Source organism: Sphingomonas carotinifaciens (genome assembly GCF_009789535.1).
Lineage (GTDB): Bacteria > Pseudomonadota > Alphaproteobacteria > Sphingomonadales > Sphingomonadaceae > Sphingomonas > Sphingomonas carotinifaciens.
Genome location: NZ_WSUT01000005.1, coordinates 2,585,557 through 2,608,668, shown reverse-complemented (window position 1 = coordinate 2,608,668; position 23,112 = coordinate 2,585,557). Strand labels below are relative to the sequence as shown.

Genomic DNA, 23,112 nt, shown 5'->3' with positions numbered 1-23,112 from the left:
CGCATGCCCAAGCACAGCGAGACGCGCCACCTTCCCTATACGCCGGAGCAGATGTTCGACATGGTGGCCGATATCGGCCGCTATCCGGAGTTCTTGCCCTGGGTATCGGCGATGCGGGTCCGGTCGGACAGCGACACGGAGACGGTGGCGGACATGATCGTCGGCTTCAAGGGGCTGCGCGAGACGTTCACCAGCCGCGTCGCCAAGCAGCGGCCGCACAGCATCAATGTTGATTATATCGACGGGCCGCTCAAATATCTGCGCAACGAATGGCGCTTCCGGGCCGAGGAGGGCGGCTGTGCGGTCGACTTCTCGGTGGATTTCGCGTTCAAGAACCGCGTGTTCGAGATGCTGGCCGGCCAGGTGTTCGGCACCGCATTGCGCCGGATGATCGGCGCGTTCGAGGACCGGGCCCGCAAGCTTTACGGCAGCAACAGCTCCAGCGCGCACAACGCCGCCTGAGCGCGGATACCGCCGCGGCCGATATCGCCGAAGCTGCGGCGGACGGAATGAACATCGTCCGGATCGCCGCCACGCTCGGCACGGCCGAACAGGACGGTGCCCACCGGCTTCTTCTCGGTGCCGCCACCAGGCCCGGCGACGCCGGTGATCGACACGGTGACGTCGGCGGTGCTGTGCTTCAGCGCGCCCTGCGCCATCGCCCAGGCGGTGGCGACGGATACCGCGCCAAAGGTTTCCAGCACGTCCGCGCTCACCTTCAGCAAGGTCATCTTGGCGTCGTTCGAATAGGTGACGAAGCCCAGATCGAACACGTCCGACGCGCCGGGCACCTCGGTCAGTGCGGCGGCCACCAGACCGCCGGTGCAGCTTTCCGCCACCGCGATGCGGCGGCCGGCGGTACGGTTTTCCTCGATCACGCGGGTGGCGAGTGCGACGATCTCGGGGGGAAGCAGCGTGTCCATCAGCGATTCCCTTGCGTGCAGAGCGGCAGGTCGGGCACGGCGACCTGCCGGCCCTTGGCCTTTTCGCTTTTCAGATATTGCAGTGTGGCGACGACCACTCCTGCGCTGTTGCGCGCCGGCAGCGGCTCCAGCAGGGTGACCAGCCGGTCGATCGTGCCGCAATCCTTCAGCGCAATGCGCCCGACGATGACCGGCACCAACAGCGAGGTGAGCAGCGGGCGCGCATAATCGGATTGCAGCAGCGCATCGACCGCAGGGTCGGACAGCTTGACGATCGCGCCGCGCGCCGCCGGCCAGGCCGCATCGGCCGCCGCCTTGTACTTGGCGACGAAGGGGCCGTCGCTCCGGCGGATCAGGCTGGTCGCGGGCAGGCGGGCGCCGCAGACCCGGCCGGTTTCGTGAATGATGTCCGGCATGGCGACCAGGGTCATCGCCTCCGCCTCCGGACCGGTGATGCAGCCGGTCTGCGCCTGCGCCGAGGTGACGGCCGCCAGCGCGGCGAGCGCGAGCAGTGCGGCGATCTTCACGCGGCGGCGCCCGGCAGGCGCACCGTCGCCACGGCTTGTGCCGCGATGCCCTCGCCGCGGCCGGTGAAGCCCAGCCGCTCGGTCGTCGTCGCCTTCAGGCTGACCCGGTCGGGCGACAGCGCCAGCAGGTCGGCGATCCGCGCGACCATTGCGGCCCGGTGCGGGCCGATCTTTGGCGCCTCGCAGATGATGGTCAGGTCGACGAAATCGATCCGGCCGCCCTTCCTCGCGATCAGCTTTGCGGCATGTTGCAGGAACTGGCCCGACTCGGCGCCGCGCCATTGCGGGTCGCTTGGGGGGAAATGCGTGCCGATATCGCCCGCCGCGATCGTGCCGAGCAGCGCGTCGGTCAGCGCATGAAGCGCGACATCCGCATCGCTATGACCCGACAGGCCCTGATGATGCGGGATCAGCACGCCGCCCAGCCACAATTCCTCGCCATCCTCCAGCTGGTGGACGTCAAAGCCCATGGCGGTGCGGGTTTCCCAGGCGAGGCGGGCATCGGCCGCATCGAAGTCTTGCGCGTAGGTGACCTTGTCGAGCATCGTATCGCCCTGCACCAAGACGACGCGTCCGCCAAGCCGCCTGACCATCTGCGCGTCGTCGGTCGCTTCCTCCTGCGCCGGCCAGGCGGCATGCGCGGCGAGAAGGCGTTCCAGATGAAAGCCTTGCGGCGTCTGGATGCGGGCAAGGTCGGTGCGCGGTACGACATCGCCCAACAGGTCTGGCCCACGCGCCAGCGTGTCGGCGACCGGCAGGACGGGAACCGCCCCGTCCGCCCGATCCAGCGCCACCAGGACGCGGTCGATCACCGCGGGCGGCAGGAAGGGGCGGGCGGCATCATGGACCAGCACGCGGCCGACGCCGCGGTCAGCGAGATGGCGCAATCCGTTGGCGACCGATTCGCGCCGGCTGCTGCCCCCTGCGACCAGTTCGGCACCCGGCAGGATCGCCGCCGCGCGATCGCGTTCGTCGGCAGAGACGACGACCAGCACCATATCGATCCCGGCATGCGCCGCCACGGCGTCATAGGCGCGGCGCAACATCGGCGTGCCGGCGATCGGCCGATATTGCTTGGGCAGGGCGCCGCCGGCGCGCGTGCCGCTGCCGGCGGCGACGATCAGGGCGGCGGTGAGGGAGGAACCTGTCATGTCCGTCCCTCTAGGCGGGAATGATCGCGGTTTGAACCTTGCCCGCAAGCGTGAATTGGAGTAGGCGCTGCCCGTTTTTCAGGCACATCCCATGCGCACGCTCAACCCCATCCAGGTCGGTCCGGTGACGATCGACAGCCCCGTCGTTCTGGCGCCGATGACCGGCGTCACCGACATGCCGTTCCGCACGCTGGTGCGCCGCTACGGCTCGGGCCTCAACGTGACCGAAATGATCGCCAGCCAGGCGGCGATTCGCGAAACGCGGCAGTCGCTGCAGAAGGCGGCATGGCATCCGCTGGAAGAGCCGGTGTCGATGCAGCTTGTCGGCTGTACGCCCTATGAGATGGGCGAGGCGGCGAAGCTGAATGCGGATCGCGGTGCGGCGATCATCGACATCAACATGGGCTGCCCGGTGCGTAAGGTCGTGAACGGCGATGCGGGTTCGGCGCTGATGCGCGACCTGAAGCTGGCGGCCGCGATCGTCGAGGCGTGCGTCAAGGCGGTGGACGTGCCGGTCACGCTCAAGATGCGGATGGGCTGGTGCCATGACAGCCTGAACGCGCCCGAACTCGCCCGCATCGCCGAGGATATTGGCTGCAAGATGATCACGGTGCATGGCCGCACCCGCAACCAGATGTACAAGGGCTCCGCCGACTGGCGCTTCATCGCCAAGGTGAAGGAGGCGGTGTCGATCCCGGTCGTGGCCAATGGCGACATCTGCTCGATCGAGGATGCGCAGGCGGCACTGGACCAGTCCGGCGCGGACGGGGTGATGATCGGTCGCGGCGCCTATGGCCGGCCCTGGCTGCTGGGGCAGGTGATGGAGTGGTTCCGCAGCGGAACGCGGGTGCCCGATCCTTCGCTGGACGAGCAATATCGCGCGGTTGCCGAACATTACGACGCGATGCTCGACCATTATGGCACCGAGACGGGCGTCAACATGGCGCGCAAGCATATCGGCTGGTACACCCGCGGACTGCACGGATCGGCCGAGTTCCGCAACAAGGTGAACCAGGAGCCGAACGCCGCCACCGTCAAGGCGATGCTGGCGGATTTCTACCTGCCCCAGATCGAGCTTGCCGCCGCTGCCTGACCCTTCGCGACACGGCCGCCCCGGCTTTGCCGCGCTGTTCGCGGCGCTGCCGGTGGCGGTGATCGTGATCGATCCCGACGATCGTATCGCGCATGCCAATGCGCTGGCCGAACAATTGCTCAACCTGTCGGAGCGCCTGATGGTCGGGCAACCGCTGGACGCGATCCTGCCGCCGCCCGGCGAGGGCAGCGCGCGGGACGGCCATGGGTTCGCGATCTACGACACCGAGATCGCCACGGCGCGGGGCCACAAGATCCGCGTCGATTTCGTCGAGGCGCAGGTGCCCGACCATGCCGGGTGGCGGGCGATCACCCTGCACAGTTCGGCGACCTCGCGGCGACTGGGACATTCGGCGGACCGTGCCGCCGGGGCTCGCGCGGCGGTGGGGGCGGCGGCGATGCTGGCGCATGAGATCAAAAACCCCTTGTCGGGCATACGCGGTGCCGCGCAACTGATCGGTGCGGGCGAACTGACCACGCTGATCACCACCGAGGTCGACCGGATCGCGGCTTTGATCGACCGGATGCAGGATTTCAGCGACACCCGGCCGCTGCCGAGCGCCCCCGAGAATATCTATCCGCTGCTCGCCCATGCGCGCCGGGTCGCGCTGGCCGGCTTTGCCCGCGGCGTGATGGTCGAGGAGCGCTACGACCCGTCGCTGCCGCCGGCCAGCGTCAATCGCGATGCGCTGCTCCAGATCGTCATCAATCTGTTGAAGAACGCCCGCGAAGCGGTTCACGGCACGCGCAATCCGCGCATCGTGCTGACCACCGCCTACCGCCATGGCATGGCCGTCAGCGCCGCGCCCGGTCGTCCGCGCCTGCCGCTGCCGATCGAGATCTGCGTGATCGACAACGGTCCCGGTGCGCCTGCGGACATCGCCGATCACCTGTTCGATCCCTTCGTGTCCGGGCGGCGCGAGGGGCAGGGGCTCGGCCTTGCGCTCGTCGACAAGCTGATGCGCGACATGGGGGGTATCGTTCAATATGCCCGGGAAGGATCGCCGGAGATGACCGTGCTTCGCCTGTTGCTGCCAAGGGCCGGGGTATGAGCCACGTCCTCGTCGTCGACGACGATGCGGCGATCCGCACCGTGGTGGGGCAGGCGCTCCGCCGCTGCGGCCATGACGTCACCAGCGTCGCCACGCTGGCGCAACTGGATCGTGCACTGGCCGGCGGCGCTCCCGACATACTGGTCACCGACGTCGTCCTGCCCGATGGCGACGGCATCGACCATATTCGCACCGTGGCCGAACGCTACCCTGCGCTGCCGATCATCGTGCTGTCTGCCCAGAATACGCTGACCACCGCCGTTCGCGCCGCCGAGGTGGGTGCGTACGAATATCTGCCCAAGCCGTTCGACCTGGACGCGCTGACGCAGGCGGTGGCCGGCGCATTGGCGCGGGGCGGCGTCTTTGCCGATGACGGGCCGGGCGAGGAGGAGCAGGCGCTGCCCCTCATCGGGCGGTCCGCGGCGATGCAGACGGTGTACCGGGTGATCGCCCGCGTCGTCTCCAACGACCTGACCGTGCTGATTTCGGGCGAATCCGGGACTGGCAAGGAACTGGTCGCGCGCGCGATCCACGATCTGGGTCCACGTCGCGCCGCGCCCTTCGTCGCGATCAACATGGCGGCGATCCCGCGCGAACTGATCGAGGCGGAGCTGTTCGGGCATGAACGCGGCGCCTTTACCGGAGCGGCGCAGCGCAATGCCGGTCGATTCGAACAGGCGGCGGGCGGCACGCTGTTCCTGGACGAGATCGGCGACATGCCGATGGAGGCGCAGACCCGGCTGCTGCGCGTGCTGCAATCCGGCGAGTTCACCACGGTCGGCGGCGCGCGGACGATCCGCACCGATGTCCGCATCCTTGCCGCGACCAATCGGGAGCTGGCGCAGCAGGTACAGTCCGGGCAGTTTCGCGAAGACCTGTTCTACCGCCTGAACGTCGTGCCCATCGCCCTGCCATCCTTGCGCGAGCGACGGCAGGACGTGCCCCTGCTTGCGCGTCACTTCCTCGATCTGGCCGCCGCGCAGGGCCTGCCGCGCCGGCGGATCGATGCCAGCGCGGTCGACCTGCTGGTCGCGCATGACTGGCCCGGGAATGTACGCGAATTGGAAAACCTCATGCGTCGCCTGGCGGTGCTCGCCCGCGACGAGGTGATCGACGCCGACGCCATCCGGGCGATGATCGGCCGTCCGCAGGCCAGCGCGGCCAGCGCCGTCGCCGACCCCGATCTCGCCGTCGCCATCCGCCAGCTGATCGATCGCATCGCGCGCGAGCGACCTGAGGCATTGGACGACGGCACGTTGTACGACCGCGTGATCGGCGAGGTGGAGCGCCCCCTGATCGAGGCGATGCTGGCCCGGCATGGCCATAACCAGTTGCGCGCGGCGCGGGCGATGGGAATCAACCGGAACACGCTGCGCAAGCGGCTCGATACGCTCGGCATCCCGGTGCGCGGAACGGATGGTACGGCGAGCGGCACTTAAACCTGCATTATGTGTCTTGCGTGCCACGGATGACGTTGTACGCTTGCAACGATGATCGCGCCTGCGACGCCTGTCGATGACGAAATGCTACCGCGCTCCCGCTTCTCGGTCACGCCCGTGGTCGAACTGCTGGTGGTTCTGGTCGCAATCGTGTTCGGCATCGTCACCTACCGCATCCTGGCGCAGCACCACGACTCGCGCGGGCTGATCTCGCCGCCGGTGATCGCCGGCCTGCTGGCGCTCAACCTGGCACCGGGTATCGCCCTGATGATGCTGATCGGCCGGCGGGTGGCGATGCGCCGCGCGGCCCGGTCGGCGGTGGGTGGCGGCGGGCGCCTGCACGTACGCCTCGTCGCGATCTTCTCGCTGACCGCCAGCGTGCCGATCGTGCTGACGGTCATCACGGCCTCGGTGATGTTCCAGTCCTCCGCCGAATTCTGGGTGTCCGACCGTGCGCGCAAGGCGTTCGGCGACGCGATGACGATCGTGCGCGAGTCGCAGCAGCAGATCATCACCCGGTGGATCAATGCCTCCTCGGCGATGGCCAAGGATATCGGCGCCGAGCTGCCAACGATCGAGCAGGATCGCGAGCGGTTCCACGATTATCTGAGCCGCCAGACCGTGTTTCGCGACCTGGAGGAAGCGGTGCTCTTCTCCTACGATCGCAAGAGCGGCTTTCGCTATTACGACTATTTCAACCAGCCTTCGGACGAGACGTTCCGCACGCTGGTGACCGAGGAGATGATCGCGCAGGCCCGGCGCAAGAACAGCCAGGAAGTCGGCATCAACGAGCAGCGGGTGTGGGTGGTGACCCCGGTTGTCGATCGCCCCGACATATTCCTATATGTCGGGACGCATGTGAACGCCGCGTTCCTAAGCAACCAGCATTTTGCCGCCGAAGACGTGGTGAAGGATTATCAGGCGCTGCAAGGGCGGGCACGGTCCCTGCAACTGAAGTTCAATCTGGCGCTGTTCGCGGTCGCCTTGCTGATCGTCGGCATCGCCGTCTGGATCGCTTTGGCGGTGGCCGATCGACTGGTCCGGCCCGTCGGCGAACTGGTCGATGCGGCGCGCCGGGTCGCAGGGGGCGACATGAGCGCCCGCGTGCCCGATCCGCGCACCCGCGACGAAGTCGGCACATTGGCCAACGCCTTCAACCAGATGACGAGCCAGCTCGAGCAGCAGAATACCGAACTCGTCACCGCCAATGCGCAGCTCGATAACCGCCGTGCTCTGATCGAGGCGGTGATGGCGGGCGTTTCCGCCGGCATCGTCGCGACCGGCCGGGACCGGACGATCCGGATCGCGAACAGCTCGGCGGACGCGTTGCTCGGCGTCGATGGGGGCGGGCTGATCGGGCGGCCGGTGGCGACGATCGCGCCCGAACTGGATGCCGCGATGGACGAGGGCCGCCGCGAGTCGATCGTCCAGATTTCACGCAAAGGCGAGATGCGCACGCTGGCGGTGCGCATCACGCGTACCGATGACGGCCCGATCCTGACCTTTGACGACATCACCCAGCAACTGCTCGATCAGCGGCGTGCGGCGTGGTCCGACGTCGCCCGGCGTATCGCGCACGAGATCAAGAACCCGCTGACCCCGATCCAGCTTGCCGCCGAGCGTCTGCAACGGCGCTATGGCAAGACGGTCGAGCCCGACGACCAGACCTTTGGCCGCCTGACCGAGACGATCATCCGGCAGGTCGGCGACCTGCGGCGGATGGTGGATGAATTCTCGTCCTTCGCGCGCATGCCAAAGCCCGTCTTCCGCGAGGAGCCGCTGCTCGATACCGCGCGCCAGGCATTGTTCCTGCACGAGGTCGCCCACCCCTCCATCCGCTTCCAGCTGATCCACGAAGATCCTGCGCCGATGCTGGTCTGCGATCGTCGCCAGATCGGCCAGGCGTTGACGAACATCGTCAAGAACGCGGTGGAAGCCATTGAAGCAAAGCCGGAGTCTACCGGCGACAGCGTGACCATGACGCTTGCCGAAGATCCCGGCCGGACGGTCACGATCATCGTCGCCGACACCGGCATCGGCCTGCCCGCCGAGCGCGACCGCATCGTCGAGCCCTATATGACCACGCGTGCACGCGGCACCGGGCTCGGCCTCGCCATCGTCAACAAGATCATTGAGGAACATGCTGGAACGATGACCTTTTCGGACAATCCGGACGGCGGCACGATCGTCACCATGACCTTCGACGCGGGCGCCCTTGCCGCGCTCGACCAGGGGGGTACCGAACTCGAACCGGCGGGCGAAGGTCCGCTGACCGCTCTCACCCGCAGCCGGACCTGAACCATGGCCTTGGACATCCTCGTCGTTGACGACGAACTCGATATTCGCGAACTGGTCGCCGGTGTGCTGGAGGACGAGGGCTATGATGCCCGCGGCGCCGCCGACAGCGATTCCGCTCTTGAGGCGATCGCCGCGCGGCGCCCATCGCTCGTCCTGCTCGACGTCTGGTTACAGGGATCGCGGCTCGACGGACTGGAACTGCTTGACGAGATCAAGCGGCGGGACAGCTCCATTCCCGTGCTCGTGATTTCCGGCCACGGCAATATCGACACCGCGGTTGCCGCGATCCGCCGCGGCGCGGTCGATTTCATTGAAAAGCCGTTCGAGGCGGAGCGCCTGTTGCTGATGGTGGCGCGCGCGACGGAGACGGAGCGGCTGCGTCGCGAGGTCGCCTCGCTGCGCGCCAGTGCAGGCCGCGACACCGATCTGACCGGCAGCTCCAGCGCGATCAACGGCGTGCGCGCGACCCTGAAGCGGGTGGCCGCCACCGGGAGCCGGGTGCTGATCATGGGCCCCGCCGGGGTCGGCAAGGAGGTGGCCGCGCGCCTGCTCCACGGCTGGTCGAACCGCGTCCAGGCACCCTTTGTCATCGTCAGCGCGGCGCGGATGACGCCCGAGCGGGTCGAGGACGAGCTGTTCGGGGTGGAGGAGGGCGGCGACCTTGTCCGCACCGGCCTTCTGGAACAGGCGCATGGCGGCACGCTGTTCCTCGACGAAATCGCCGACATGCCGATCACGACGCAGGCGCGCATCCTGCGCGTGCTGACCGACCAGAGCTTTACGCGGGTCGGCGGCACGCGGGTGGTGAAGGTCGATGTGCGCGTGGTGTCCGCCACCGCCCGCGACCTGACGCACGAAATCGCCGAGGGGCGTTTCCGCGAGGATCTCTACTACCGGCTGAATGTCGTGCCGGTGACGCTGCCGTCCTTGTCGGAGCGGCGAGAGGATATCCCCGCGCTGGTCCACCATTTTATGGCGCATTATGCGGCCGAGCGCCGGGTGCCGACGCCGGAAATCGCATCCGATGCGATGGTTGCGCTGCAATCCTATGACTGGCCCGGCAATGTCCGGCAGCTTCGCAACGTGGTGGAGCGGACGATCATTCTGGCGCCGGGCGACCGGATCGGACGGATCGACCTCGATCTGCTGCCGGCCGAGGTGCTGGGCGGTGGCGGCGACATGGGCGCGGGCGGGGCAACCGCGATCATGGGATCGCCGCTGCGGGAGGCGCGGGAGAGTTTCGAACGCGAATATCTGCGCGTCCAGATCCGCCGCTTCTCCGGCAACATTTCGCGCACCGCCAGCTTCATCGGCATGGAGCGCTCCGCCCTCCACAGGAAGTTGAAATTATTGGGGATCACCGACCAGCGCGACGAGTAATCCCGCGGCCGCACTGGACGAAGCCGGTGTCGATCCATAGATTGGCACCGGCACCCGATCCACGGGTGACGATCCCGACGCCGGGGAACGGCGCTCATGCGGGCACAGACCCGCCAAGAACAAAGGCTTGACCTACATGGCCGACAAGCAAGGGTCGTTGCAGGACCTGTTTCTGAATGCATTGCGCCGCTCGAAGGCGCCGGTGACCATGTTCCTTGTCAAGGGCGTGAAGCTTCAGGGCATCGTGACATGGTTCGACAATTTTTCGGTACTGTTGCGCCGTGATGGCCAGTCGCAGCTGATCTACAAGCATGCCATTTCCACGATCATGCCGTCCGGTCCGCTGGATGTCGCCGCGATCGTCGACGGCATGGGCGAAGGCCAGAAGAAGCAGCCGCTGTTGCAGGAAATCTTCCTGAACGCGGTAAAGAAGTCGGAAGATCAGGTGACGATGTTCCTGATCAACGGCGTGATGCTCCAGGGCCAGATCGCAGGGTTCGATCTGTTCTGCATGCTGCTTCAGCGCGAGGGCATGGCGCAGCTCGTCTACAAGCATGCCGTATCTACCATCCAACCGGCGCGGCCCTTGAACCTCGCCGAAGAACAAGCGGGAACAAGCGAGGATTGAGCACCGGATTTGATCGGGATCGCGGGGAATTTTCCCGTGGGGCACGCACCATCGTGGTGCTGCCCGACCAGGGCGATGCCGTGCGCGACAATGACGCGCGGCTGGACGAGACGGCCGGGCTCGCGCTTGCCATCGGTCTCGACGTGGTCGAGCGCATGGCCTTCCGGGTCCGCGCCGCAAAGCCCGCAACGCTGATCGGCAGCGGTCAGGTCGAGCAGATCGCGCAGGCGGTTCGCATGGAAGAGGCCGGGCTCGTCGTGTTCGACGCCAGCCTGACCCCCGTGCAGCAGCGCAATCTGGAAACCGCGCTCGAGGCCAAGGTAATCGACCGCACCGGCCTGATCCTCGAAATCTTCGGTGAGCGTGCGGCCACCGCCGAAGGACGGTTGCAGGTTGAACTGGCGCATCTGGATTATCAGGCGGGCCGGCTGGTGCGAAGCTGGACCCACCTTGAGCGTCAGCGGGGCGGCTTCGGCTTTCTCGGTGGTCCGGGTGAAACGCAGATCGAGGCCGACCGGCGCTTGATCCGCGACCGCATGGCCCGGCTTCGCAAGGAACTGGAACAGGTCAGCCGCACCCGCGGCCTTCACCGTGATCGCCGTCAGCGCGCGCCGTGGCCGGTGATCGCGCTGGTCGGTTATACCAATGCCGGAAAGTCGACGCTGTTCAACCGGTTGACCGGCGCCGGCGTCATGGCGGAGGACCTGTTGTTCGCAACGCTGGATCCGACCCTGCGCCAGATCCAGCTACCGGGCATCGACAAGGCGATCCTGTCCGACACCGTGGGTTTCGTGTCCGACCTGCCGACCCAGCTCGTCGCCGCCTTCAAGGCGACGCTGGAAGAGGTGGTGTCGGCCGACATCCTGATCCATGTCCGCGACATCGCCCATCCCGATGCGGAGGCACAGCGCGACGATGTCGAGGCTGTGTTGAACGAGATCGGCGTCGATCCCGAAACGCCGCGCTTCGAGGCATGGAACAAGCTCGACCTGCTCGACGAGGATGCGCGTACCGAGGTGCTGGGCAAGGCGGAACGGTTGGACCGCATGGTGGCGATTTCGGCGCAGACGGGCGAGGGCGTCTATACGCTGATCCAGACGGTGGCGGCGGCACTGACCGCGGGGCACCGGCGATATCAGATCACGCTCGACGCCGGCGACGGCGCGGGGGCGGCATGGCTGCATGCGCATGGCGAGGTGCTCGACCACCGCGTCGAGGGGATGCACGCCGATTACGACGTGCGCCTGTCCCCGGCCGATTATGATCGGTTCACCCGCCGCGACGCTTGACCGCCTGCCACAGCGCTTCCTTGCCCTCCAGATCCAGCGCGACAAAGCTCTCCCCGGCTTCGCTCTCCATCGCACGGAAGCGTCGTTCGAACTTGGCGTTGGCGCCGCGCAGCGCCGCTTCGGCATCGACGTTCAGGTGGCGTGCCCAGTTCGTCACCGCAAACAATAGGTCGCCGACTTCTTCCTCCAGCGTATCGGGGGAGGCGTCGGCGATCTCCTGCAACTCCTCATCGATCTTGGCGCGCGGACCCGCCGCATCGGGCCAGTCGAAGCCGACGCGCGCCGCCCGCTTCTGCAGCTTTTCCGCGCGCATCAGGGCGGGCAGGCCCAGCGCGACGCCGTCCAGCGTGCCCTGCGCCGCCTTGGCTTTGCGTTCCTCGGCCTTGATCTGTTCCCACAGGTGATGGCCACCCTCTGCGACATCGCCGAAGATGTGCGGGTGGCGCCGCTCCATCTTGTCGCTGATCGCGGCGACCACGTCGTCGAAGTCGAAGGCCCCGATATCCTTGGCGATTTGGGCATGGAACACGACCTGCAGCAACAGGTCGCCGAGCTCCTCCCTCAACTCGTCCATGTCCCCGCGCCCGATCGCATCGGCCACCTCATGCGCCTCCTCGATGGTGTACGGCGCGATGCTCGCAAACGTCTGCACCTTGTCCCACTCGCACCCCGCCTCCGGATCACGCAGCCGAACCATGATCGAAAGAAGACGCTGGATCGCTGACATGACCATTCTCGGGTTGTTGGGTGAAGGAGCCGCGGCAAAAGGTGGTGGGGATCGGGTGGCGGATGGATGCGGGCGTCGTGGCTTGGGGGCGATAGCGGTGACGATTGCTGTTGTAGCAGCGGGTGGGGCGGGGAGCTATCCGTAAGTGGCGTATGGATTTGGAGGTGTGGGTTCAAAACTGTTGTGCCTCAACGCCCAGGGGTGCGGGGAAGCCGGTGCGATCGTCTCTTGGCTGGGGCTAGTGAGGGTCGATCCCCGCGGGTGCGGGGGAGCCATCATGCTTCGTCCTCCTTCCTGAGACCGAAGGGGTCGATCCCCGCGGGTGCGGGGGAGCCATGTCGGTCGATGCATTGAACGTCGTGATAATGGGTCGATCCCCGCGGGTGCGGGGGAGCCTTTCCCACAAGAGGCAAAATGCCGAAATGGCAGGGTCGATCCCCGCGGGTGCGGGGGAGCCGTGCCGTCGCCTTCCAGCACGATCTCCGCTTCGGGTCGATCCCCGCGGGTGCGGGGGAGCCCCGTCTGTGACCCGCCAAGCACGGACTGTGACGGGTCGATCCCCGCGGGTGCGGGGGAGCCGTGAACACGGGTGAGCCGGAGCGCCCCCCGCGGGGTCGATCCCCGCGGGTGCGGGGGAGCCGCCGGCAAGCCCTTCCACATCCCCATGGAAGCGGGTCGATCCCCGCGGGTGCGGGGGAGCCCCTTCACGAAGCTGACGGACAAAATGCCTGTCGGGTCGATCCCCGCGGGTGCGGGGGAGCCTCGGCGGCTTGGTGCGCGAGGCGCCGGAGAGCGGGTCGATCCCCGCGGGTGCGGGGGAGCCGAGGGGCAAAACCTCGCGAAGGTTCAGCGCGAGGGTCGATCCCCGCGGGTGCGGGGGAGCCGAGCTGTTGATTTCGGCCATGGTCTTGGCCCGGGGTCGATCCCCGCGGGTGCGGGGGAGCCGCTTGGACACAGTATAGACCAGCGCAGTGCCTGGGTCGATCCCCGCGGGTGCGGGGGAGCCTCATCGAGCCGGTCGAGCATCGCAACGCAAAGGGGTCGATCCCCGCGGGTGCGGGGGAGCCTTGCAGCCGGCGCTCAGGGATTGGCAGATCAAGGGTCGATCCCCGCGGGTGCGGGGGAGCCGCCCGCTGCTTGGCGCTTGGCATCCAGACGCCGGGTCGATCCCCGCGGGTGCGGGGGAGCCCGCCGCTCAATCTCATCGCGCGGATCCTCCAGGGGTCGATCCCCGCGGGTGCGGGGGAGCCGAACGCCGGGCCGTTGTATCGGCTCGCCACCGGGGTCGATCCCCGCGGGTGCGGGGGAGCCTCGATGGACTGTGTGATGCCCCGTAAGGCGTCGGGTCGATCCCCGCGGGTGCGGGGGAGCCGATTCGGCACATTGGCTTTAAGGTAATCGGCGGGGTCGATCCCCGCGGGTGCGGGGGAGCCGTCTTGCCGTCACCCATTACCGGACCCAGCCCGGGTCGATCCCCGCGGGTGCGGGGGAGCCGACAATCTGGTCGATCAGATCGCTCACCTCTTGGGTCGATCCCCGCGGGTGCGGGGGAGCCCGCCGCCCGAATGGTTGGCAGACCGCATATGAGGGTCGATCCCCGCGGGTGCGGGGGAGCCTAAATCGCGCATTGCCTCACGGCATGGAACCGGGGTCGATCCCCGCGGGTGCGGGGGAGCCGGCGCGCTGCGCGGGCGCGGTCGGCGCGTTGGGGGTCGATCCCCGCGGGTGCGGGGGAGCCGGCCAGGGCGCCCCGGTGAAGGGTGAGATGTGGGGTCGATCCCCGCGGGTGCGGGGGAGCCTATTTGCCGCCGTCGCCAAGGTGTTCGTCTCGGGGTCGATCCCCGCGGGTGCGGGGGAGCCGCCAAGGGGCGCCCTGTTCGCAATGTGGGGCTGGGTCGATCCCCGCGGGTGCGGGGGAGCCAGCGTGACTTCGCCGATGACGCCGACATACGAGGGTCGATCCCCGCGGGTGCGGGGGAGCCCCTGGAGGCGCGGCGTCAGCTCCTTGCGGAAGGGGTCGATCCCCGCGGGTGCGGGGGAGCCCTCAACCTCGCGACCGGGCAGTTGCGCCGCCAGGGTCGATCCCCGCGGGTGCGGGGGAGCCCAGTGATGCCAGCCTATGCCCGGCGGACATGAGGGTCGATCCCCGCGGGTGCGGGGGAGCCCGTGTCATCCGCGATGACGATGCATTAGGGCAAGGTCGATCCCCGCGGGTGCGGGGGAGCCGACCGGCTTCGCCTCGCCGGTCTCAGGATCGTGGGTCGATCCCCGCGGGTGCGGGGGAGCCTTGAAGACATGCACGCGTTCTTGGCCCGACACGGGTCGATCCCCGCGGGTGCGGGGGAGCCGCGTTGGTCTGGACCGTGAAGCCGTCGCCCAGGGGTCGATCCCCGCGGGTGCGGGGGAGCCTGCGGCGTCCTGCTGGCGTTCGGTGAGGACCCGGGTCGATCCCCGCGGGTGCGGGGGAGCCGGCTCGTCGGCGGCGGCAAAAGGCTTGTCCCGGGGTCGATCCCCGCGGGTGCGGGGGAGCCTCTCAGCCATGGCTCACCCTAACAGGAACGAAGGGTCGATCCCCGCGGGTGCGGGGGAGCCCGGCTGCACCACCAAGGGCCGTCAAATCCTCGGGGTCGATCCCCGCGGGTGCGGGGGAGCCCGGCATCAGCGCGGCATCGTGGCGCAGGATGAGGGTCGATCCCCGCGGGTGCGGGGGAGCCCTTGCCGTAGATGATCCACGAGTTGGAAATCGCGGTCGATCCCCGCGGGTGCGGGGGAGCCCCAGAATTTCTTTGAGTCCAGTTTCATCAGTGGGGTCGATCCCCGCGGGTGCGGGGGAGCCCCGTGTCGATTTTTCAGAAGGCTTACAACGACGGGTCGATCCCCGCGGGTGCGGGGGAGCCGCAATGCCGAAGCGCGCTTTGGGGTCGGTCGGGGGTCGATCCCCGCGGGTGCGGGGGAGCCAGGATGGCGCACGCGTTCGTACCTCTTACGTTGGGTCGATCCCCGCGGGTGCGGGGGAGCCACGTTCCCCCATGCCTTGGGCTCGTCAACGTTGGGTCGATCCCCGCGGGTGCGGGGGAGCCAAGCTGCCTCACCGTCGCATGTTCGAGGTCGAGGGTCGATCCCCGCGGGTGCGGGGGAGCCCGCGGAGTTCGCAGGGTTACTAGGGCGCAGGAGGGTCGATCCCCGCGGGTGCGGGGGAGCCCTCGATCGCCTCCCTCCCGCAGCGCGCTTCGAGGGTCGATCCCCGCGGGTGCGGGGGAGCCTTGGTCAGCGCCATCGAACCCGCCGCAAAGGCGGGTCGATCCCCGCGGGTGCGGGGGAGCCGATAATTTGCCGAATGATGCTATGGCATTCGAGGGTCGATCCCCGCGGGTGCGGGGGAGCCGTCAAGGCGTGGGCATATACGCTGAAAGACGCGGGTCGATCCCCGCGGGTGCGGGGGAGCCACGCAAATCCTGCTCGATGCCCTGGATGCGGAGGGTCGATCCCCGCGGGTGCGGGGGAGCCGTCACCCTCGTCAATGAGAACCCCGGAATCGTGGGTCGATCCCCGCGGGTGCGGGGGAGCCGCGGGGGCGGTTGCGGTCATGGTCCTATCTCCGGGTCGATCCCCGCGGGTGCGGGGGAGCCGGCAACCGGGCGGGAACGTCCATGCTCACCTGGGGTCGATCCCCGCGGGTGCGGGGGAGCCAGATCGGCGGGTTCCAATTTTGGTCCCCGGAGGGGTCGATCCCCGCGGGTGCGGGGGAGCCCCGCGCACCCGGAGGACGGTTCCCTCGGGGAGGGGTCGATCCCCGCGGGTGCGGGGGAGCCGCCGCCGATCGCGGTCCGCTTCCATGACGGACGGGTCGATCCCCGCGGGTGCGGGGGAGCCGCGCTCCACCGCCGCCGCGATCCCGCCCCACAGGGTCGATCCCCGCGGGTGCGGGGGAGCCGCCTTGATCGGCTTCCGCAGCCGCTTCGTTCAGGGTCGATCCCCGCGGGTGCGGGGGAGCCTCTGCCAGTCAGATCGCTGTTTTCGTTCACAATGTCAAAGAAACCGCGCTCAGCCCTCCCCCACAATTACTCCGCGCGAGGGTAGTGCCCGGCGTACCAGCAGGATGCCGTCATGCGCCACGACGTCCTTCGGCGGCTCGCCCAGCGTTGCCAGGCCCAGGCCGCCTGCCGCACCCGCTTCGGCCCAGCACATCACGATGCTGCCGCGGCGCAGGCGGCCGTGCCATTCCTCCACCACGGTCCAGATGCGCCCGCGCACGCCCGCGCTCATCCGCGGTTGCGCGTAGACGCCGGGCGCCAGTTCGAGCATCGCCGAGCCCAGGAAGCCACGATAGCGATCCTCCACGTCGCGGGTGATGATCACGGTCAGCGGCATCACCCCGCCTCCCGGTCCAGCGTCACCGCTCCGCCGTCGCCGGCGTCCGGCGGTGCAGCCTCGGCCGGCACGCCGCCCGGCATCAGCAGCGTCTTGATCCGGTCGATCATGCCGGGGATCAGCGCGCGCTGGCGAAAGAGCAGCGCGGCGCGCTTGCGCACCAGTCGCTCGATCGGTGCGGCCCCGCGGGCGCGCGCCTCCCGCACCGCGCCGAACGCGATGTCGAGCAGCACGTCGTGCCGGTACAGGTCGGCGATATCCAGTACGAAGCTCTGCCCTGAATCCTCGTGCACGAAGCCCAATTGCGGGATCGCTCCGGTCGCCGCCACCGCCACCGCCGCCGCCGCGGTCATCGCCGATCCGGCATGGTTGATCGCCTGGTTCGCCAGATCGCCCGCTTCCGGGTTCTCCCGGTCGTAGCGGCGGCCGTGCCAGGGGATGCCGTGGCGTTCGGCGGCGAGAACATAGGCGCGCTTGATCCGCGCACCTTCCTGACCGCGCAGCACCGTGATGTCGCGCGTCCGCACGATCTCGCCGAAGCGCATCGCATACATGGCACGCGCGGTTTCCATGCGCAGCTTCGGATCGGCCCAGCGGCGTACCTGCGCGCGGGCGAGCGCCGAACTGTCGGGCATTAGCGGCGGCGCGGTGTAGAAGCGTACCGCCCCGTCCCCGATCGCCGCCAGCGCACAGCCATGCCGCGCCAGCAGCCGGAGCGCATCATGCGTCACGCTGGAGCCCGGCCCCAGCAACACGATCGAAATGGCATGATAGGGGATCTGGTAATCCCCCGCGACCAGATCGCCGCCGCCCGCGGTCACGAAGCGCAGGCAGCCATTCTCCACCTCCAGCCGCCCGCGGTCCAGCCACACCAGCCCCTGGCGGTCGGCATGCGGGATGCGCGCCCGCTCCAGACCCAGGCGGCCGGATAGCATCTAGCCCGCCCGGCCCGGCGCCGAGAGGAGCAGCATGCCATAGCCGAACGCCGCATGCCGCCCGATGCCACGGGCCAGCATCTGCGCAAAGGCATGGCGGTCGGCGACGGTCAGCGTGCCCGCCATCACCGCATCCGGTCCCTCCACCGCGCGGGTCCGTGCGCCGCCGGGGCGGTGCGTGCTGCGACGGGTGCGCGACCGACGGAACTGGCGCAGCCCGGCCATGTCGAGCGTCGCCACGCCCTCCAGCCGGCGCGCCAGCCAGTCGATATACACCGCCTCGCGGTCGACCTCCCGGGCATCGCCGCCGGCGGCAACGACGCGCTCGCCTGCCGCGACATACGCGTCGATCTCGCCGGCATTGCGCTGCCAGGCGCCTGCGCGTTCGGAGCGTGCCGCGCGGATGCTCTTGCCGAAGCGGACCACGGGCCGCACCCGCACCTCGAAGCCATAGCGCGCACCCTCGCGCCACGCCTCTGGCATGGCCTGCGCCTGCCACGACCCGTCGAACACGCGGGCGAGCAGATCGTCGGCGACGGGCAGCGCACCGGCGTCGTCCAGCGCCGGGCGGTCGGCGGTGTAGCCCAGCAGATGCGGCCCCGATCGATGATCCGGCAGAAAGCGGAACGGTTGCGGCCCGGCCGTACCAAAGCGATCGCGCAGCGCCCGGTGCAGGGCATAGCCGCCATCATCGTCGTCGATGCCATGCGCCGCGGCAAAGCTGGCGAGCGCATGCAGGTCGAGCGGCATGCGAACGAGGTGCAGCGTCACGCCGTCGCCTCCGGCCAGTGCAGCCGCCCCTGCATCACCCGGCGCAGGCCGGCATGGACGCCCGACGGCCAGTGCCGCTCGTCGGTCAGTTCCTCTTCCTGCGCGCCCGAAACCAGCGCCGCGTCGGGCGCTTCCCCGACCGGCCACTGCGCACGCAGGGTATCGCGGCGGGGTGGGGGGGCATCCAGCATCGCCAGCCCGGCCACCAGCGCCGCCGGGATCGTCTCCGCCTCGGTGATCCCGCAACACAGCGGTCGCGATGGCACGAACGGCTTGCGCCCGATGAACAGCGGCCGCTCCGGCCGCACCAGCGCCGCAGCCAGCGTATCCAGGTCCGGCGCCACCTCCGCCGGGTTCAGCCGGAAGGCGATAAGCACGCGCGCATCCGCATCCATGTCGCGGTAGCGGATATGCGGCGACCGGTACGTCTCCGCGCCGCCCGCACGCCCCTCCACCCGGCCGCGCGTCGTCCAGCCGCGATCGTTCGCACCCAGTTGCGCGGTCTGGAACTCGCGCTGGCGCTGCCCCTCGCCGACACGCGCCGATCCCATCACGATCCGCGCCTGGAGTGCGGCATGCGCGTCCGCATCATGACGCTCCCAGCCCAGCGCATTGGCGAGCAGCCCGGCCAGCATCGACTTGGCCGGAAAGTCCCGCACCACGCCGTAGGCATCGACCAGATCGCCCCCGAAGCTCATCAACGGCGCGTCGAGATCAAGGAGGAGGTGCCGCATCAGATCGCCGCATCGCGGACGAGCCCGCCGGCCCAGGTCGCCAGTTCGCGGATGCTGCCATTGGGTATATCCTTCCCCAGCGCCAGATCGTCGATGGCGGCATGACGCCGCGCCTCGCCGGTTTCGTACATCCGGTCCATCTGGCCCAGATAGCCGGCGAGCTTGCCCGCGGTGCGATGGCCCAGCGAATGGTTCGTATCGCGATCGTCCAGCGCCACCGCATCGCGAAACGCATTGGCCAGCGTGCGCGGCTGGCGGTCGCCGGCCTCCACCAGCACCAGTTCGGCGCGGCTGTACGGCGCGGTCGACCCCTTCTTGGCCCCCGGCGACACCTCGGCGACCAGATGCACCAGATGTTCCACCACCTGCGCGGCCAGCGCCCGGTCGTGATCGCCCGCCCAGTCGCCGCGCACACATCCGGTCAGGTTCGACACCAGCAGCGGCACATCCACCACGACATAGCCATAATAGAGTCCCGAGGTCAGCTCGGTGTCGAACACGCCGGCCGCACCGGCATCGTCGCCCTGGTCGCGGCGGCTGAGATCGTCCACCACCGTGAAATAATCCAGCTCCGCCTGTTCCGGATGGACGGTAAAGGCATGCGCGACATGGATCGCCGCATCGCGATTGGCGCGCGTGTCGCTCGTCACCATCCGCCCGAACAGCGCCGCCTCCAGCGAAGCGGCCAGCACATTCTGGTCGCGCAACTGGTTCAGATTGGCCTTCTCCTCCTTTATCCACACCTCGGCCGCGCTCTTCGCCGCGGCGGCGTCGGGGTTCTCCGACAGGATGCGCTCCGCCTGTTCGCGCATCCATGCCAGTTCGGGCCGGCCGAACAGCAGCGCCTGGCGCTGCTGCGGGTCCTTGGCATTCTTGCCGTAAAATTTGGTCAGAAAAGCGAGCTCGACCGCATCCACCGCTTCTTTGGTGAACGACCTGTCACGCAAAGGCCCCGTCACCTCGCGCTCGATCGCCCGCTTGGTGCGCACGCCCTCCACCCCATGGCGCCGGGCGAGTTCGTGCAGCGCATGCCGGTCGTCCGCCATCCGCCAATGCCGTTTCAGGCATTGCGAGGAAATGCGGGTGCGCGTCGCGGTCCCGAACGGCAGGCGCTTGGCCAGCCCCGCATCGTCGCGATTGAGCAGCGCGCCCGGCCATGCCGCCAGGAAGTGGATCTGGATGAACTTCGGCAGCATCTTGGTTTCGGTCGTCTCAGGCGTCACTCGAAGTCCCCTCCTCGGACCGCGCGGCGGCGGCATAATAATCCTGTGCGATGCGGATGCGCGCGGCCTCCGCCTTGGCGGCATCGCTGCCGACCAGATGATAGAGCGTCCAAAGGTTGATCGGATGCTTGCCCTTTTGCGCCAGCACGCGGGCCACCCGCCGCACCTGATCGTCCAGTGCCTCGCCGCGCACCGCCAGCAGGCGCAGCAGCCGGTTTTCGGAATAATCCGCCTCGCGCAGCGCGGAGCCCAGCCGCCGACCCTCCGCATGCGCCTGCGTCGCACCGGTGCCGGAAAGAATGGCGGCAACATGGGTCACCAGGCGCCACCGGTCGAAGCCGGTGTCTTGCGCCTGTTGCGGCACCTTGGCCCGCATCAGCAGCTTTATCACCGTCCCGTCGGCGGCGTGCGAGCGGGTCAGGTCCATCCGCCGCAATCCCGCCCGGTCGCCCGTCGACAGAAAGCGGATCTGCCCGGCGATCGACTGCATCCAGTCGGGCTCCTTCTTGGCGGACGCCTCTGCCGGTGCAGCGGCTGCTTCACTCGCCATGTTCGGCCTCCTTCATCCACTTGCCCATTTGCCCGTCCAGCACGGCGCGACCCCGCGCCTTGGCCCGCACCCGGCGCATCTCGGTGCGCGGTGCCGCAGCAGCGGCGATCTCGAACACCTCGCCCGCCATCGCGCGCAGGCGCCCGCGCCATTTCAGCCGGTGATTGCCGTCGTCACTCGCCGCTTCCGACCAGAAATCCGCGTCGAAGAAATCATGGTCGACCATCCGGTTGAACTGGTCGAGCCAGCGCTCCGTCTTCTTCTTGGCGGCATCGTCGTCCAGCCGCGCCTGTTCGGGCCCACCCTGTACCAAGGAGATCAGCGCCCGGCGCAGCCGCCGCCCGGCCTCGCCCGCCTCGTCGGCACGCTTGCCCGCGACATGACCGATCCGGTCGAGCGGCGCCTGTTCCCAGGCGTCGATATCCTCCATCCGGCTCGTTCGCACCGCGCGGCGATGCAGCCCCTCGGTCTTACCCTGACCACGAACCAGCGCGGCCGCGACGATCGACAGGTCGGTGCGATCGTCACCGTCATGCGGCGCGGCAAGCAAGGGCAGGGTGATCCTGCCCGTATCCAGCAGTTGCGCCATCTGGCGATAGCCGAAGCCCGCACCCGTCGGGGTATGGCTGGACGATCCATCCGCCTTCATCGGCGCCCAGGGATCGCCGGTCTTGCCCTTCAACTCGGCCGCCGCGACCCGTGCGCATTTCGACCCCGCCGCCAGCGCCTCGATGCCGCCAGCTTCGCGACGGTGCAGCCGAACCCGCCGACACACCTCGACGTAGAGCTCGTCCAGATCACCGAACGCCAGCGACACGGTGCCGTCCCACGGCACGGTCCACAACAGCGGAATGCCGCCGCGCCGATCCGGCCGCGCCCGCGCATCCGCCACCAGTCTCTGCACGTCACGCCGGAACGCCGCCTCCGCACCGCCCGCAGCCGGCCGCACGCCCAGGCTCATCCGGCTGGCAAAGCCACCGTTCATCCGCGACACGCCGTAATTGCCGGCGCCCAGAAACCCCTCGGTCGTCTGCAAGGTGACGAGCGCGAACAGCCATTCCTCCTCGCTCGCCCCCGCCATGCGCGATTGCTTCAGGTCGTGGTTCTTGGCGGTGACCAGCATGTCGAGCGCATCGGGCGTCGCCAGCCGGCTCTTGTAATCCGCGCGATTGCCGCCCGCGACGACCGGCGGCTGCAACAGTGCCGGCTTGGACCAGTCCTCCACCACCAGCGCCCAGGCCTCGCCATCGGGAAAGTCCGGCGTCAACCCGATCAGCAGATCGCGCCAGGCATCCTCGCTCTCGGGCAGCGCATCGATCCCCGCCCGGATCAGCGCGAGTGCGGCCACCTGCACGGTAAAGGCATGCCAAGGCTCACGCTGATGCGGGCGCAGGGCAGGGAAGCTCCAGGCTTCACCACGCGACAAAGACGCAAACGCAGAGAACAATGATCCACAATAGACATCGTTATCCACATCGCGCCATCTGATCATGATCTTCTCCCCGATCGAAAGATGGCCGATCTTCGCATTAAAGATCAAGCTGCTAATTGAACGCATATGGACGCATTTATTATGCGGTGGCGCGTCCGATATATGTGGTTCTGTCTGTAATGATCCCCGCTGATGCGGGGGAGCGGCATTCGCTCCATATGGCATGGGGCAATCCGCGCAGCTGCGCGGAAGCGCTTAAGATCTCTGGGGCGCGTGCAGCCCGACCTCCCGCCGCATAGGCGTTGGACTTGCTCTCATATTGCGCACGCCATGCAAAAGACCAACTTTCCAGCCGGGGAATGATCTTCTGCCACCACTGCAACAAGCGTGCGAATGTAGCAGCCCGCAAGTAGCCGCGACGATAGCGCCGAGTGGATATGGTGTGGAAGGGCGAGAGCATGCGCTACTAGAGCTCGCCAACGGCACTCCGTCAACATCTATCTAAACGCCCCTTATGGCATGTTGCCGGGTACTAGTTGCGCCCTAAGGCATGTTCCTAATGGCCATGGGCGGTGAGGTATCGCGTTACC

At 68.3% G+C, this 23,112-nt stretch carries 19 protein-coding genes and 1 CRISPR repeat array; of the genes, 8 read left to right on the top strand and 11 right to left on the bottom strand.

The features are described 5' to 3' along the window. Positions 1 to 3 precede the first annotated feature (3 nt). Complete coding sequence (locus GQR91_RS14180; protein ID WP_112383612.1) at positions 4 to 462, top strand: type II toxin-antitoxin system RatA family toxin; 459 nt, start codon at positions 4 to 6, stop codon at positions 460 to 462. Here GQR91_RS14180 and GQR91_RS14175 read toward each other — a convergent pair. Genes GQR91_RS14175 through GQR91_RS14165 form a run of 3 tightly spaced genes read right to left on the bottom strand, consistent with a single transcriptional unit; the run spans position 423 to position 2,601 of the window. Next, positions 423 to 923, bottom strand: coding sequence for a CinA family protein (locus GQR91_RS14175; protein ID WP_112383613.1), 501 nt, complete (start codon positions 921 to 923; stop codon positions 423 to 425). The two genes, GQR91_RS14180 and GQR91_RS14175, sit on opposite strands and share 40 nt — an antisense overlap. Next, a complete protein-coding gene (locus GQR91_RS14170) occupies positions 923 to 1,450 on the bottom strand; it encodes a hypothetical protein (protein ID WP_235904168.1) in 528 nt (175 codons plus the stop codon). The genes GQR91_RS14175 and GQR91_RS14170 overlap by 1 nt, the downstream gene beginning before the upstream one ends. Then, on the bottom strand, positions 1,447 to 2,601 hold the full coding sequence (locus tag GQR91_RS14165) for a bifunctional 2-C-methyl-D-erythritol 4-phosphate cytidylyltransferase/2-C-methyl-D-erythritol 2,4-cyclodiphosphate synthase (RefSeq protein WP_149683423.1): 1,155 nt from the start codon (positions 2,599 to 2,601) through the stop codon (positions 1,447 to 1,449). Before GQR91_RS14165 ends, GQR91_RS14170 begins: the two co-directional genes overlap by 4 nt. Before the next feature lie 91 nt (positions 2,602 to 2,692). On the opposite strand from GQR91_RS14165, the gene dusB reads away from it, so the two are divergent. From dusB to hflX, 7 genes are all read left to right on the top strand, one after another. Beyond that, positions 2,693 to 3,694 carry a tRNA dihydrouridine synthase DusB gene (gene dusB / locus GQR91_RS14160; protein WP_149683422.1) on the top strand — a complete coding sequence of 334 codons (1,002 nt, stop codon included), beginning with the start codon at positions 2,693 to 2,695 and terminating at the stop codon, positions 3,692 to 3,694. Continuing rightward, positions 3,678 to 4,745, top strand: coding sequence for a two-component system sensor histidine kinase NtrB (locus GQR91_RS14155; protein ID WP_149683421.1), 1,068 nt, complete (start codon positions 3,678 to 3,680; stop codon positions 4,743 to 4,745). The genes dusB and GQR91_RS14155 overlap by 17 nt, the downstream gene beginning before the upstream one ends. Beyond that, positions 4,742 to 6,184, top strand: a complete 1,443-nt coding sequence (gene ntrC / locus GQR91_RS14150) for a nitrogen regulation protein NR(I) (protein ID WP_149683420.1) — start codon at positions 4,742 to 4,744, stop codon at positions 6,182 to 6,184. The genes GQR91_RS14155 and ntrC overlap by 4 nt, the downstream gene beginning before the upstream one ends. 84 nt (positions 6,185 to 6,268) lie before the next feature. Next, on the top strand, positions 6,269 to 8,482 hold the full coding sequence (locus tag GQR91_RS14145) for a sensor histidine kinase NtrY-like (protein WP_149683419.1): 2,214 nt from the start codon (positions 6,269 to 6,271) through the stop codon (positions 8,480 to 8,482). Between the two features lie 3 nt (positions 8,483 to 8,485). After that, on the top strand, positions 8,486 to 9,862 hold the full coding sequence (gene ntrX, locus GQR91_RS14140) for a nitrogen assimilation response regulator NtrX (protein ID WP_112383618.1): 1,377 nt from the start codon (positions 8,486 to 8,488) through the stop codon (positions 9,860 to 9,862). A 136-nt stretch (positions 9,863 to 9,998) separates the two neighbouring features. After that, positions 9,999 to 10,490 (top strand): RNA chaperone Hfq, encoded by a 492-nt coding sequence (gene hfq, locus GQR91_RS14135; protein WP_112383619.1) that lies wholly within the window; start codon positions 9,999 to 10,001, stop codon positions 10,488 to 10,490. Next, on the top strand, positions 10,487 to 11,779 hold the full coding sequence (gene hflX / locus GQR91_RS14130) for a GTPase HflX (protein ID WP_149683418.1): 1,293 nt from the start codon (positions 10,487 to 10,489) through the stop codon (positions 11,777 to 11,779). The genes hfq and hflX overlap by 4 nt, the downstream gene beginning before the upstream one ends. Here the strand turns inward: hflX and mazG are convergent. The 8 genes from mazG to GQR91_RS14090 form a co-directional block, all read right to left on the bottom strand. After that, positions 11,760 to 12,506 (bottom strand): nucleoside triphosphate pyrophosphohydrolase, encoded by a 747-nt coding sequence (gene mazG, locus GQR91_RS14125; protein WP_249042546.1) that lies wholly within the window; start codon positions 12,504 to 12,506, stop codon positions 11,760 to 11,762. The two genes, hflX and mazG, sit on opposite strands and share 20 nt — an antisense overlap. Before the next feature lie 245 nt (positions 12,507 to 12,751). Then, positions 12,752 to 16,501: a CRISPR direct-repeat array (repeat unit 29 nt; unit sequence GGGTCGATCCCCGCGGGTGCGGGGGAGCC). 49 nt (positions 16,502 to 16,550) lie between these two features. After that, on the bottom strand, positions 16,551 to 16,877 hold the full coding sequence (gene cas2e / locus GQR91_RS14120) for a type I-E CRISPR-associated endoribonuclease Cas2e (protein WP_149683416.1): 327 nt from the start codon (positions 16,875 to 16,877) through the stop codon (positions 16,551 to 16,553). Further along, positions 16,877 to 17,812: a type I-E CRISPR-associated endonuclease Cas1e gene (gene cas1e / locus GQR91_RS14115; RefSeq protein WP_235904162.1), complete on the bottom strand. Its 936-nt coding sequence runs from the start codon at positions 17,810 to 17,812 to the stop codon at positions 16,877 to 16,879. The genes cas2e and cas1e overlap by 1 nt, the downstream gene beginning before the upstream one ends. Next, positions 17,813 to 18,583: a type I-E CRISPR-associated protein Cas6/Cse3/CasE gene (locus GQR91_RS14110; RefSeq protein ID WP_149683415.1), complete on the bottom strand. Its 771-nt coding sequence runs from the start codon at positions 18,581 to 18,583 to the stop codon at positions 17,813 to 17,815. Further along, positions 18,580 to 19,317: a type I-E CRISPR-associated protein Cas5/CasD gene (gene cas5e, locus GQR91_RS14105; RefSeq protein ID WP_211368616.1), complete on the bottom strand. Its 738-nt coding sequence runs from the start codon at positions 19,315 to 19,317 to the stop codon at positions 18,580 to 18,582. Before cas5e ends, GQR91_RS14110 begins: the two co-directional genes overlap by 4 nt. Then, positions 19,317 to 20,540, bottom strand: coding sequence for a type I-E CRISPR-associated protein Cas7/Cse4/CasC (gene cas7e / locus GQR91_RS14100; RefSeq protein WP_235904161.1), 1,224 nt, complete (start codon positions 20,538 to 20,540; stop codon positions 19,317 to 19,319). The genes cas5e and cas7e overlap by 1 nt, the downstream gene beginning before the upstream one ends. After that, on the bottom strand, positions 20,530 to 21,090 hold the full coding sequence (casB, locus tag GQR91_RS14095; RefSeq protein ID WP_149683414.1) for a type I-E CRISPR-associated protein Cse2/CasB: 561 nt from the start codon (positions 21,088 to 21,090) through the stop codon (positions 20,530 to 20,532). The genes cas7e and casB overlap by 11 nt, the downstream gene beginning before the upstream one ends. Next, positions 21,080 to 22,582, bottom strand: a complete 1,503-nt coding sequence (locus tag GQR91_RS14090; RefSeq protein ID WP_164727760.1) for a type I-E CRISPR-associated protein Cse1/CasA — start codon at positions 22,580 to 22,582, stop codon at positions 21,080 to 21,082. The genes casB and GQR91_RS14090 overlap by 11 nt, the downstream gene beginning before the upstream one ends. Positions 22,583 to 23,112 lie beyond the last annotated feature (530 nt).

What these genes read in the sequence shown, in the direction of transcription:
- GQR91_RS14165 (WP_149683423.1), bottom strand. Translation starts at nt 2,601, where the DNA reads ATGACAGGTTCCTCCCTCACCGCCGCCCTGATCGTCGCCGCCGGCAGC.
- cas2e (WP_149683416.1), bottom strand. Translation starts at nt 16,877, where the DNA reads ATGCCGCTGACCGTGATCATCACCCGCGACGTGGAGGATCGCTATCGT.
- dusB (WP_149683422.1), top strand. Translation starts at nt 2,693, where the DNA reads ATGCGCACGCTCAACCCCATCCAGGTCGGTCCGGTGACGATCGACAGC.
- mazG (WP_249042546.1), bottom strand. Translation starts at nt 12,506, where the DNA reads ATGTCAGCGATCCAGCGTCTTCTTTCGATCATGGTTCGGCTGCGTGAT.
- hfq (WP_112383619.1), top strand. Translation starts at nt 9,999, where the DNA reads ATGGCCGACAAGCAAGGGTCGTTGCAGGACCTGTTTCTGAATGCATTG.
- GQR91_RS14175 (WP_112383613.1), bottom strand. Translation starts at nt 923, where the DNA reads ATGGACACGCTGCTTCCCCCCGAGATCGTCGCACTCGCCACCCGCGTG.
- GQR91_RS14145 (WP_149683419.1), top strand. Translation starts at nt 6,269, where the DNA reads ATGCTACCGCGCTCCCGCTTCTCGGTCACGCCCGTGGTCGAACTGCTG.
- GQR91_RS14090 (WP_164727760.1), bottom strand. Translation starts at nt 22,582, where the DNA reads ATGATCAGATGGCGCGATGTGGATAACGATGTCTATTGTGGATCATTG.
- cas1e (WP_235904162.1), bottom strand. Translation starts at nt 17,812, where the DNA reads ATGCTATCCGGCCGCCTGGGTCTGGAGCGGGCGCGCATCCCGCATGCC.
- GQR91_RS14180 (WP_112383612.1), top strand. Translation starts at nt 4, where the DNA reads ATGCCCAAGCACAGCGAGACGCGCCACCTTCCCTATACGCCGGAGCAG.
- ntrC (WP_149683420.1), top strand. Translation starts at nt 4,742, where the DNA reads ATGAGCCACGTCCTCGTCGTCGACGACGATGCGGCGATCCGCACCGTG.
- ntrX (WP_112383618.1), top strand. Translation starts at nt 8,486, where the DNA reads ATGGCCTTGGACATCCTCGTCGTTGACGACGAACTCGATATTCGCGAA.
- casB (WP_149683414.1), bottom strand. Translation starts at nt 21,090, where the DNA reads ATGGCGAGTGAAGCAGCCGCTGCACCGGCAGAGGCGTCCGCCAAGAAG.
- cas5e (WP_211368616.1), bottom strand. Translation starts at nt 19,317, where the DNA reads ATGCGGCACCTCCTCCTTGATCTCGACGCGCCGTTGATGAGCTTCGGG.